Origin of the sequence: uncultured Rothia sp. (assembly GCF_916715725.1) — a bacterium.
GTDB lineage: Bacteria > Actinomycetota > Actinomycetes > Actinomycetales > Micrococcaceae > Rothia.
Genome location: NZ_CAKAPD010000001.1, coordinates 234,638 through 246,164 on the forward strand (window position 1 = coordinate 234,638; position 11,527 = coordinate 246,164).

The 11,527-nt window shown below is 61.3% G+C and carries 6 protein-coding genes; 2 read left to right on the forward strand and 4 right to left on the reverse strand.

Going from position 1 to position 11,527, the window contains the following annotated elements; all coding sequences use genetic code 11:
• The first annotated feature begins 192 nt into the window (after positions 1-192).
• Positions 193-1,674, forward strand: a complete 1,482-nt coding sequence (locus tag QZ822_RS00905) for an anion permease (protein ID WP_294641894.1) — start codon at positions 193-195, stop codon at positions 1,672-1,674.
• Between the two features lie 192 nt (positions 1,675-1,866).
• Positions 1,867-3,348, forward strand: coding sequence for a glycoside hydrolase family 1 protein (locus QZ822_RS00910; protein WP_294641896.1), 1,482 nt, complete (start codon positions 1,867-1,869; stop codon positions 3,346-3,348).
• A 133-nt stretch (positions 3,349-3,481) separates the two neighbouring features.
• Here the strand turns inward: QZ822_RS00910 and QZ822_RS00915 are convergent, their stop codons facing one another.
• The 4 genes from QZ822_RS00915 to QZ822_RS00930 all read right to left on the reverse strand — a co-directional run bounded on the left by QZ822_RS00915 (position 3,482) and on the right by QZ822_RS00930 (position 11,520).
• Positions 3,482-4,651, reverse strand: coding sequence for a GNAT family N-acetyltransferase (locus tag QZ822_RS00915; RefSeq protein ID WP_294641897.1), 1,170 nt, complete (start codon positions 4,649-4,651; stop codon positions 3,482-3,484).
• A gap of 44 nt (positions 4,652-4,695) precedes the next feature.
• Positions 4,696-7,584, reverse strand: a complete 2,889-nt coding sequence (uvrA, locus tag QZ822_RS00920; RefSeq protein WP_294641899.1) for an excinuclease ABC subunit UvrA — start codon at positions 7,582-7,584, stop codon at positions 4,696-4,698.
• A gap of 140 nt (positions 7,585-7,724) precedes the next feature.
• The gene (locus QZ822_RS00925) at positions 7,725-8,498 is read right to left on the reverse strand and encodes an MBL fold metallo-hydrolase (RefSeq protein ID WP_294641901.1); all 774 of its coding nucleotides are present in this window, start codon (positions 8,496-8,498) and stop codon (positions 7,725-7,727) included.
• A 1,309-nt stretch (positions 8,499-9,807) separates the two neighbouring features.
• Complete coding sequence (locus QZ822_RS00930) at positions 9,808-11,520, reverse strand: formate--tetrahydrofolate ligase (RefSeq protein ID WP_294641903.1); 1,713 nt, start codon at positions 11,518-11,520, stop codon at positions 9,808-9,810.
• Positions 11,521-11,527: the final 7 nt, after the last annotated feature.

The window sequence follows — 11,527 nt, forward strand, 5'->3', positions numbered from 1 at the left end:
GCCATATTCACATTTTTTATGCCGATTTTCTTCACTCCGTGAATCCAAACCATTACGATTAAAAAACTACGTGGCATCCCACACATTGCCATAAGTACACAACACAGCATGACAACGCAGAAGAAACGCGCACACCGTGGCGGAACCACCCACCACGGACCAAACTGTACGTTTCACATAAGGAGTACGGACATGACACAGTCCACCAACACAGCAGCAGCCGCTGCCCCCAGCCAGGAGGTGAGCGCAGCCCGCAAACAGCGAAACAAGCTGATCCTGCACGTTGCCATCATCCTCGTAGCGACCCTCGCCATCTGGTTCGTTCCCGCCCCCGAAGGCGTCGACCCGCGCGGCATGCACATGCTCGCCATCTTCGTCGGCACCGTCCTCGGCCTGATCCTGCAGCCGCTGCCGACCCCGTCCGTAGCGCTCGTCGGCCTGGGCGCCGCAATGATTACCGGCACCATGGCGGCAAAGAACGAGGCACTGACCGGCTTCGGTAACTCCTCCATCTGGATTATTGTTGCCGCGTTCTTCATCGCCGACGGCTTCCTCATCACCGGCCTGGGCAAGCGCATCGCACTGCTGTTCGTGCGTGCGCTCGGCAAGTCCTCCCTGGGCCTGTCCTACGGTATGGCAATCACCGACCTGGTTCTCGCCCCCGCCACCCCCTCCAACACTGCGCGTGCCGGTGGCGTGATTTACCCGATTATCCGTTCCCTCTCCGAGGTCAACGGCTCCACCAACGAAACCCCCGAATCGCGCCGTAAGCTCGGCTCCTACCTGCTCATGACCGAGGCGCAGGTCAACACCATCACCTCCGCCATGTTCCTGACCGCAATGGCGGGTAACCCGCTGGCGCAGAAGTTCGCGCACGACCGCGGCATCAACCTCGACTGGGGCACGTGGGCGCTCGCCGCTATCGTTCCCGGTCTTGCCGCGCTGATTGTGATGCCGTGGATCATGTCAAAGATTTACCCGCCGACCATCAAGAAGACCCCGGACGCACCCGAGCACGCCCGCCAGGAACTGCACGAAATGGGCCCCATGAGCTCCAAGGAATGGATTATGCTCGGCACTTTCGTGCTGCTGCTGGTCCTGTGGATTACCGGCACCGCCCTGGGTATTGACGCCACCAGCGCCGCATTCTTCGGCATCGCAATTCTGCTGGTGACTAAGGTCCTGACCTGGAAGGACATGGCGAAGAACTCCAGCGCATGGTCCACCCTCATCTTCTTCGCCGTGCTCGTCGGCATGGCAGACCACCTGAAGAAGCTCAAGGTCGTCGACTGGATCGGTCAGCAGGCGGCGCACAGCATCAGCGGCATGGCCTGGCCCATGGCGTTCGCGATCCTGATTCTGGCGTACTTCTTCATCCACTACATGTTCGCTTCGAACACCGCGCAGGTTGTGGCACTGTACGCCGTGTTCCTCGGTGCGGCGGTAGCTGCCGGTGTTCCGCCGATGTTCGCAGCGCTGTTCCTCGGCTTCATGGGCAACCTGATTGGCGGCATCACCCACTACGCCTCCGGCCCGGCGGGCGTGTACTACGGTTCCGGCTACTTCAGCGTGGGCGAATGGTTCAAGATCGGCTTCATGGCGGCTATCGTGAACCTCGTCGTCTGGGGCGTAGTCGGTACCGCGTGGCTGTTCGCGCTCGGCTTCGCCAACTAGTAGCGCAGGCCCCGCGGCGGCCTAGCTCAGCGTAAAAGCGCTGTATAAAAGCCCGGTGTTCTCACGTGAATTTTCGTGTGAGGATGCCGGGCTTTCGCATGCCCGATAGCGTCCCAAACAGCGCAAAACCTAGTAATCCCCCACCCCCTCCGCTAGGGTAGAAGAAAGACCTAAAGCACCTTGGAGGATGCCGTGCATCAGGATCAGCACATCACCGCCCAAACCACCGCTCTGCCCAACTCCAACCCGGCGCTGACCGAGCTGCAGCCGCTCGGCGCGTTCCCCGCCGGGTTCCTCTTCGGAGGCGCCACCGCCGCCAACCAGTTCGAGGGCGCCTGGAACGAAGACGGTAAGGGCCCCAGCCTGCAGGATGTGCTGCCCGCCGGCGGCCTGTACCCGCGCACCGCGGAACCCACCGAGGACAACCTCAAGCTGGAGGGCATTGACTTCTACCACCGCTACCGCGAAGACATCGCCCTGCTCGCGGAGATGGGTTTCAAGGTCTTCCGTTTCTCCATCGCCTGGTCGCGTATCTTCCCTCGCGGCGACGAATCTGAGCCCAACGAGGCGGGCCTCGCCTTCTACGACCGCGTGCTCGACGAGCTCGAAAAGCACGGCATGGAGCCGCTCATCACCCTCAGCCACTACGAAACCCCGCTGCACCTGGTCGAGCAGTACAACGGCTGGACCAGCCGCGAGCTCATCGGCTTCTACGAACGCTACGCCCGCACCGTGTTCGCCCGCTACGGCAAGCGCGTAAAGTACTGGCTGACCTTCAACGAAATCAACTCGATGCTGCACCTGCCGTTCATGTCCGGCGGCATTAACACCCCGGCGGAGCAGCTCAGCGACGCAGACCTGTACCAGGCGATGCACCACGAGCTGGTCGCCTCCGCGCGCGCCACCGCTGCGGCACGCGAACTGGCACCGGGCGCGCAGATTGGTTGCATGATTCTTGCCATGCCCACCTACCCGTTCACCCCCGACCCCGCCGACGTACTCGCCGCCATGCAGACGGAACAGGCGAACTTCGCGTTCGGTGACGTGCACGTGCGCGGCGCCTACCCCGGCTACTTCCTGCGCTCCCTGCGCGAAAAGGGCGTGGAGCTGACCATCACCGAGCAGGACCGCAAGGACCTGAAAAACACCGTGGATTTTGTGTCCTTCAGCTACTACATGTCCACCTGCGCGACCGGCGACCCGGCACGAGGCGAGCGCGGCGAAGGCAACATCCTCGGCGGCGTGGTGAACCCGACCCTGCCTGCGAGCGAATGGGGCTGGCAGATTGACCCGACCGGCCTGCGCGTGGTCCTCAACCAGTATTGGGACCGCTGGCAGAAGCCGCTGTTCATCGTGGAGAACGGCCTGGGCGCCCGCGACGAACTGGTCGAGGTGAATGGTGAGCTCACCGTGGAAGACGACTACCGCATCGACTACCTGCGCCAGCACCTGCACGCGGTACGCGAGGCGATTGAGGACGGCGTGAACGTGCTCGGCTACACCACCTGGGGTTGCATCGACATGATTAGCGCCTCCACCGCGCAGATGTCCAAGCGCTACGGGTTCATCTACGTGGACCGCAACGACGACGGCACCGGCACCCTGGCACGCTACCGCAAGAAGTCCTTCCACTGGTACCGCGAGGTGATTGCCAGCAACGGCGCGGAGCTGTAACCGGTCAGGTTCTACCTCCCCCTGAAACTAGCACGCGAATCTCAGTACATAAAAGGCCCCCGAGATGCAGAATCTCGGGGGCCTTGCGCACATGCTGCGTACCTATTGTCCGTTATGCCCAGCGCGGGCAATTCTAGTCCATGGGCAGGTCGTTCAGGCTGGTGGAAACGTACTCCCACCAGGTCGGCACCAGCCCGGCGTTCATCGCCACCCTCTGCGACAGCATATGCGACGGGCTCGTACCGTAGAACGGCAGGTACCCCTCCGCCAGAGTCAGGCGGGCGGCATCGCGCACCAGAGCGCTCGCAATGCCGGCACCGCGCCAGGCGGGCAGCACATCGATACCGATCTGACGCATAATCGGCGAATCATCGCTCAGACCAACCATAGCGATAGGGTCTGCGAGCGCGGGGCTCTCCCCCGCTGCGGGTGCGCCAGGCGCATCCTCGTCCACCGGGTATGCGGCAAGCACCAGCACATCCGGGCGGCGTTCGCTAAAGCCCAGCGCGTTTGAGTAACGCTTATCCCCGCGGAAGCGCTCAAACTGTTCAGCGTCCAGCAGCTCCACACGCAGGCGGGTTACGCGCGCCTCCGTGTCTTCCGGGTCAACCTCAAGCGCACCGGCGGAGGCGTTCGCCTCCTTACGAATGGTGCGCTCGCCTGTGATTTCGGCGAGCAACGCCGCCTTCAGCTCTGCGGGGTCAACGCGACGCATCATACCCACACCGGGCACGGCACACTTCACTTCCTGCGCCTGCACGCCCTCGGGTACGACCGAGTTCAGCAGGGCGCGGCCGGGCGTGTAGTAGATGCTCGTGCCGCTGACCTGCTGGGTGTAGGGGGTGAGCAGTTCGTTGAGCTGGCGCAGCTGCGCGTAATCACCCAGCCAGTTCGACTGGTCACCGAGCATGTAGTCAATCGCCTTCTCCAGCACGCGCGGATGCTTAGCGCAGAGAATGCCGACGCTCGCGTAGTTGGCGACGCGCAACTCCCAGATGTCGTCGTTGCGGCGGCGTGCGGCACCCATCTTCTCGGAGGGAGGCTGCACGGTGGCGAGCAACGGCAGGCTTTCGGCTTCCGGGTATTCGCGTAGCTCTTGAAGGGCGCGGCTAATCGAGCCGGGCGCCTGGCAGAAGTCCGCCTCCAGCTGGGTGTGCAGGATGTGCCGCGCCCGGTCCACGGTGGTCACGGCGCCGCGAATCGCAGTGCCGCGGTTCACAGTGTCTCGGCGCGCGCCGAAGCCCGCAGCACCCGCAGAGCGCTCGGCTCCCTGGGCAGGTTCGGTTCCTTGAGTATCAGTCACGTAGGTTTCCTCTAGTTCAAGTCTCGGCTAGTTCAGGATCTCGACTAGCTCAGAATCTCAGCAAGGAACGCGCCGGTGTGCGAGCCCTTTACCTGAGCCACCTGCTCCGGGGTGCCCTCGGCAATTACGGTGCCGCCGCCGCTACCGCCTTCGGGGCCCATGTCAATAATCCAGTCGGCGCACTTGACCACATCCAGGTTGTGCTCGATGGTGATGACGCTATTGCCCTTGTCGACCAGCGACTGCAGCACGGCGAGCAGCTTGCGGATGTCCTCAAAGTGCAGGCCGGTGGTCGGCTCGTCCAGCACGTAGATGGAGCGGCCGTTGGAGCGCTTCTGCAGTTCGGTTGCGAGCTTCACGCGCTGCGCCTCACCGCCGGAGAGGGTGGTCGCGGGCTGACCCAGACGAATGTAGCCCAAGCCCACGTCCACGAGGGTGTTCAGGTGGCGCGCAATCGGGGTGAACGCGGCGAAGAACTCGGCGGCCTCCTCCACGGGCATTTCGAGCACGTCGGCAATGGTCTTGCCCTTGTAGTGCACCTCGAGGGTTTCGCGGTTGTAGCGCTTGCCGTGGCAGGTTTCGCAGGGCACGTACACGTCCGGCAGGAAGTTCATTTCAATCTTCAGGGTGCCGTCGCCGGAGCAGTCCTCGCAGCGGCCACCCTTGACGTTGAACGAGAATCGACCGGGGGTGTAGCCGCGCATCTTCGCCTCGCTGGTCTCTGCGAACAGCTTGCGGATGTGATCGAACACGCCGGTGTAGGTCGCGGGGTTCGAGCGCGGGGTGCGGCCGATGGGCGACTGGTCCACGTGAATGACCTTGTCCAGGTGCTCCAGGCCGTCGATGCTCTTGTGGCGGCCGGGCACCTGCTTGGCGCCGTTGAGCTTGTTCGCCAGGGAGGTGTACAGAATGTCGTTGACCAGGGTGGATTTGCCCGAGCCGGACACACCGGTCACCGCGGTGAACACGCCCAGGGGGAAGGACACGGTCACGTTCTTAAGGTTATTTTCGCGGGCGCCGCGCACGGTCAGCTGACGCTTCTTGTCCACGGGGCGGCGGGATGCGGGCACCTCAATGCGGCGGCGGCCAGCCATGTAGTCGCCGGTAATGGACTTGGTGTTCTTCAGCAGTTCTTCGAAGCTGCCGGAGTGCACGATTTCGCCGCCGTGCTCACCTGCGCCGGGTCCTACGTCCACAATCCAGTCGGCTTCGCGCATGGTGTCTTCGTCGTGCTCAACCACAATAAGCGTGTTGCCCATGTCGCGTAGCTTGGTCAGGGTTTCGATGAGGCGGCGGTTATCGCGCTGGTGCAGGCCGATGGAAGGCTCGTCGAGCACGTAGAGCACGCCGACCAGGCCGGAACCGATCTGGGTTGCGAGTCGGATACGCTGCGCCTCACCGCCGGAGAGCGTACCAGCGGAGCGCGAGAGGGTCAGGTAGTCCAGGCCCACGTCCAGCAGGAACTGCAGGCGCGCGTCGATTTCCTTGAGGACCTGCTCGCCAATCTTGGCTTCGCGGGCGCTGAGCTGCAGGCCGCGCATGAAGGCGAGTGCGTCAGCGAGGGACAGGTCGGTAATGTCTGCGATGGACTTGCCGCCGACCTTCACGCCGAGGATGGTCGGGTTCAGGCGCGCGCCACCACAGCTGGGGCAGGCGACCTGGCGCATGTACTGTTCGTAGCGGTCGCGGGCGAAGTCCGATTCGGTTTCTTCGTGCTTGCGCTTGATGTACGCCTTCACGCCCTCGAATCCGGAGGTGTAGCGGCGTTCGCGGCCGAATCGGTTGCGGTAGGACACCTCGACCTTGTAGTCCTTGCCGTCCAGGATGGCGGCGCGGGTCTTGGCGGGCAGGTCCTTGAAGGGGGTGTTCAGGTCGAAGCCGAGCTCCTCCCCCAGGCCGGCGAGCAGGCGCAGCCAGTATTCGGTGGTTGCTTTGCCCTGCGACCAGGGGGCGATGGCGCCCTCGCCGAGGGTCAGGTCGGGGTTGGGTACGAGCAGTTCGGTGTCTACTTCAAGGCGCGAGCCGATGCCGTCGCAGGCGCTACACGCGCCGAACGGCGAGTTGAAGGAGAAGGCGCGCGGTTCGATGGTGTCGATCTGCAGCGGGTGGTTGTTGGGGCAGGCGAGGTTCTCGCTGAAGGAGCGGGTGCGTTCGGGGTCGTCCGGATCGCGGTCTACAAAGTCGATGAGCACGCGGCCGTCGGCGAGCTTGAGCGCGGTTTCGATGGAGTCGGTCAGGCGCTGGTGAATACCGTCCTTAATGACGATACGGTCGACGACCACCTCGATGGTGTGCTTGTACTGCTTGGCGAGCTTGGGCGGGTCGGAGAGCTGCACGGTTTCGCCGTCCACGCGGGCGCGCGAGTAGCCCTGGGTGAGCAGGTCCTTGAAGAGGTCCACGAACTCGCCCTTACGTGCGCTAACGACGGGCGCAAGGATCTGCAGGCGGGTGCGTTCGGGGTATTCCTGCAGAATGTCCACAATCTGCTGCGGGGTCTGCTGGGTGATTTCTTCGCCACATTCGGGGCAGTGCGGGTGGCCGATGCGCGCCCAGAGCAGACGCATGTAGTCGTAGATTTCGGTGATGGTGCCGACGGTTGAGCGCGGGTTTTTGGAGGTGGACTTCTGATCGATAGACACCGCCGGGGAGAGGCCCTCGATGAAGTCTACGTCGGGCTTATCAACCTGGCCCAGGAACATACGCGCGTAGGAGGACAGCGACTCGACGTAGCGGCGCTGACCCTCGGCAAAGATGGTGTCGAAGGCGAGGGAGGACTTACCGGAGCCGGAAAGGCCGGTGAAGACAACCATCGCATCGCGCGGAATGGTCAGGTCTACGTTCTTGAGGTTGTTTTCGCGGGCACCCTGAACCCGGATGCTGGTCAGGTCGTTCGCTTTGAGTGCGGTGCTTCCGTGTGCCGGGCGGGGTGTCATCGAAAATCCTTTCGTCTTATCTTCGAACTTAAATTCTACACCCTCACGACTTTCACCGGCTGGATTATGCGGGCGGTGAAGGCATGAGGGTGCAGTACTTATATGAGGCGGACTAGGAGGCGCAATTCGTCAGGCGCAGTTTACCAGCCGCGGGTTGCCCAGTCTTCCAGGTGGGGGCGCTCGTCACCGAGGGTGGTGGAGCGGCCGTGGCCGGGCAGCACGATTGCGTCATCTTCGAAGCCGCCGAAGAGCTTTTCGAGCACGTTGGAGAAGAGCTCGCCGAACTGCTGCGGGGAGTCGGTCTTACCCACGCCGCCGGGGAAGAGGGTGTCGCCGGTGAACAACAGGGTTACAGGGGTGCCGTCTTCCCATGCGGTTTCGAGGGTGTAGACGATGGATCCGGGGGTGTGGCCGGGTACGTGCAGGGCACGAATGACGGTGTCGGAGCGGTAGAAGTCGAAGCTTTCGCCGCCGGTCAGTTCCTCTTCGACAGTGTAGTCTTCCTGTTCCTTAATGGCGGCTGCGTCAGCTGCACCCGCGGAGGTCACGGCACCGGTGAGGTGGTCGAGCTCCTTAATAGCGCGAATGTGGTCCCAGTGGCCGTGAGTAACGAGGATGCCGGTCAGGCCGATAGCGCGCGGCTTGAGGGAGTCGAAGTCCTCTTCCTTCTCCATAACGCGCACGCGGCGTTCTTCGCCGTCGGTCAGCTCAAGCTGCGGGCAGTCGTTCAGGAGCGCATCGAGAGTGAATGCGTAGAGTTCTTCTGCGTCGTCTGCGGGGTCGATGAGTACCTGCTCGCCGGTGGCGCGCATGGTGATGAGGTAGACGCTATTGTCCATCTCGGAGACACTGAACGCACGGACGGTCAGCTCGGGGTTCTCGAAGATGAGGGTGGGTTCGGGGTAAGTAGTCATAGTTCCAGTTTAGGGGCTGTGGCGATGCAACAGGCACCTATGCGTAACACTCCCCTATGAGCGCATTCGGCATTGAACGCACGGGATGCATGTGCCGGATGCAGATGGCACAGACATTGGAGCAAGCTCGGCTCGGAACAGGCTCTAGCCAAGAGCTTGTCCTTCTGAGGCTCCATCTGATGCTCCGGTGAAATCCAAAAGTTAAACAGAGAAGCGACTGCGCATCGATACACAGTCGCTTCTCATGACACCCAGGGGTATCTATCACTCACTCAAACACAAGCAACCCGAGGACTTTGGAAATCTCACGATTACTTGATGACTCAATAGTAGCGAACTTTTTGGGGGCTGTTTTACCACCCCACTTGGTACGGAGAGCCGGTTTTAGTGACCCGCGCCTCATTGTAATCATTCTGTAATAAAAATGGGTGTTTTTTAGGGTATCCATACGTACCAATTTCATTTTTTTCGAGTTTTGATGTGACTTATTTCACCCAAAATAATTTTAGATTTTCCCTCATTTGGCACTTTAGTGCACCTTTAACTTGAGCTTCATGCTCACCAATCTTGAAGGCTTAATGCCCGGTTTTAGCCCGATATTCCGCGGAAGTAGAGGGTTAAGGTAAAAGTATCTTCAAGTAGTTGCAACTTCATTAACCGGAAAAAATGTACCGCTCACCGTTCAAAATCTGCACGATTATTCGCGCGAGGGCAAAATCAATTGGTCTGTTTTACCCCTCAAGGCACCCCCTAAAGTAGAGGTTTTATTACAAAACAATAACATTGCACCCCCTACTAGGTTCACTGAGTGCACCCAGTGAGCCTACCCCAAAAAAGTAAAATAACTAGTCAATGCTATATTTTCACAAAATGCAAGGTGGTAAGCGGGTTAAAAATCAACCTCTATAGATTGTTTAATAAAACCTGACCTTCAAGCATACATAGAGCCCAATTATTAACCAGCCCGTACCAATTCCACCTTCAAAACAGGTGTACTGGAAGCCTCAAGGAAAGGTTGAAACTCCCCTCCACTAGGGGTTTTAGAATCCTTCACTCCCCCGCCATTCAGCGCTATTCAGCACCGTTCAGCGCCCAAAACACCGATACGCTCCACCTTTCGCCGGCAATCGCACCGGCAATCACGCTGGTATTCACACCGGCATTCACCCCATCCGCCGCCCGGTACCTGCCGCCCGGTATCTGCCACCACTGGAGCACAGCAAAAGCGGCGCCCCTCCCCCGCTGTGGGGAAGGAGCGCCGCCTCCACTAGCTATAAATCAGCTGGAACAGCCGCCTTAGGACAAGCCCTTAGGACAGGCCGACCATCACGCCGTTCTCATCGAAGCCGATGCGCTCAGCTGCGGGGCTCTTGCTCAGGCCCGGCATGGTGCGCATGGTGCCGCAGATAGCGTAGACGTAGCCAGCACCTGCAGCCAGGCGAACCTCGCGCACGGGCAGGGTCCAGCCGGTCGGTGCGCCCTTCAGAGTTGCATCCGAAGAGATGGACAGGTGGGTCTTCGCAATGACCACGGGCAGGTGCGAGTAGCCCAGCTCAGCGAAACGCTTCAGCTGCTTAGCTGCAGCGGGAGCAATGGAGATGCCGTCCGCACCGTAGACCTTGGTGGCGACCTTCTCAATCTTGGTCTCGATGGAGTCCTCAAGGTCGTAGGTGTACTTCAGATCCGAAACGTCGTCACATGCCTCAGCAACCACGTCTGCCAGGTCGGTGGTGCCCTTACCGCCCTCAGCCACACCGCGGTGGATAGCTACGCGAGCGCCAGCTTCCTCAGCGATACGGCGGATGGTCTCGTGCTCAGACTCGAAGTCGGTCGGGAACGCGTTGATTGCCACGACCGGCTGAACACCGAAGTTGCGCACGATCTCGATGTGCTTCTTCAGGTTCTCTGCGCCCTTCTCCACGTCGGAGGGGCTTTCCTGCAGCATGCCCTCGGGCAGGGGCTTGCCCGGAACGATCTTGTACAGACCGGAGTGGGACTTCAGGGAGCGCACGGTGACGACCAGCACTGCTGCGTCGGGCTTCAGGCCGGAGACGCGGCACTTGACGTTGAAGAAACGCTCCGCACCCATGTCGGCACCGAAGCCAGCCTCGGTAATCACGTAATCGGAGTACTCCAGGCCAACGTAGTCGGCGACCACGGAGGAGTTACCGGTTGCGATGTTGCCGAAGGGGCCCGCGTGAATCAGTGCGGGGGTGTGCTCCAGGGTCTGCAGCAGGTTCGGGTTGATAGCGTCTGCCAGGATGACGGACATTGCGCCGTCAGCCTTCAGGTCGGCTGCGGTGACGGGCTCGCCGTCGTAGTTCAGGCCGATCACAATCTTTGCCAGGCGCTCGCGGAGGTCCTTGAAGGAGGTTGCCAGCGAGAGAATCACCATGATTTCGGAGGCGCTGGTGATGTCGAAACCGGTCTCGCGGACCACGCCGTCCATGCGTTCGCCCAGGCCCACGACGATGTTGCGCAGGGAGCGGTCGTTCATGTCGATAACGCGGCGCCACTCGATTGCACGCGGGTCGATGCGCAGCTCGTTGCCGTGGTGCAGGTGGTTGTCAATCATGGCGGCAAGCAGGTTGTGTGCTGCGGTGACGGCGTGGAAGTCGCCGGTCAGGTGCAGGTTCAGCTTCTCCATGGGAACGATCTGGGAGTAGCCGCCGCCTGCTGCGCCGCCCTTAATGCCGAAGGTCGGGCCCATTGCGGGCTGACGCAGAGCCAGGATTGCCTTGCGGTCGGTCTGTGCGAAGCCCTGTGCGAGGGAGACGGAGGTTGCGGTCTTACCTTCACCGAGCGGGGTGGGGGTGACTGCGGTAACCACGATGTACTTGGAGCCGCGCTTGCGGGCGGTCTCTGCGTTGGTGGTTTCGTCGAGGAGGACCTTAGCGACATACTTGCCGTAGGGTTCAAGGCGATCTTCGCTGATGCCGTTGTCTGCTGCGATCTTGTTAATAGGCCAAAGATCGGCGGCAAGTGCGATTTCGAGGTCGGAAGGGAAAGGCTTCTTCGTCATTGTCATC